At 62.3% G+C, this 743-nt stretch carries 1 protein-coding gene; it reads right to left on the bottom strand.

Features of this window, described 5'->3' with window-relative positions:
- Positions 1–124: 124 nt before the first annotated feature.
- Positions 125–571, bottom strand: a complete 447-nt coding sequence (locus PSA7680_RS18425; RefSeq protein ID WP_245824761.1) for an androgen-induced gene 1 family protein — start codon at positions 569–571, stop codon at positions 125–127.
- Positions 572–743 lie beyond the last annotated feature (172 nt).

Below are 743 nucleotides of genomic sequence, written 5' to 3'. Positions count from 1 at the left end.
ACAGCGGCGAGATCACCGCCCATTCCGCATCGCTCACATCGTGTCTGCCCGTCATGCTCACCTCCGTTTCCGAAAGTGAATCATCACACCGCCAAAAACGGAATCCCGTTTATGAGTTCACGACCTAGGCCGGCGCGGCTCCGCCCTTGGCGCGCAAGCGCCGCAGCCCGGCGCCGAGCCCCCAGAACACGAGCAGGAACACGGCGCCCGTGACGGCTGTGCTGCCGTAGAAAGCGATGCGTTCGCTCAACACCATCGAATTGAGGAAGGGATAGGGCAGGCCGCTCGTCACCGTCCCGGCCGGGCGGATGCTGAGGGGCTGAAGCGCGAGTTCGATCCAAAGCGAATAGCCCGCCACCAGGACGGCGAGCCCGGCCAGAGGCCGCAGGATCCTGCGCGCGCCCCCGAGGATGAACAGGAAATCGATCCACTGAAGCACGGGGCCCATGAGGTGCAGGTAGTATTCGTTCCACCAGAGGATCTCCCCGCCTCCGTTCACGAGGGCCGGGTCGATGAAATAAAGCCGCCAATACAGGAACACCACGAGCGCATTGGCCACGGCAGTGACCATCGCGTAGGTGCTCCAGTCGTGATCCGTCCGGTGTTCGGTGTAGGCTGACCTGCCCCCCGCAAAATCCCTCACCATGATGTAGAGTCTGCTCAACCCTGAAGGAGCAGACGACATGAGGAAAAGCCGTTTCACCGAGGCGCAGATCATCGGGATGATCAAGGAGCAGGAGGCA

Origin of the sequence: Pseudoruegeria aquimaris (genome assembly GCF_900172235.1) — a bacterium.
In the GTDB taxonomy this organism is placed as follows: domain Bacteria; phylum Pseudomonadota; class Alphaproteobacteria; order Rhodobacterales; family Rhodobacteraceae; genus Pseudoruegeria; species Pseudoruegeria aquimaris.
Note: the sequence above shows the minus strand (reverse complement) of the source record. Positions and strands in the feature narration are given on the sequence as shown.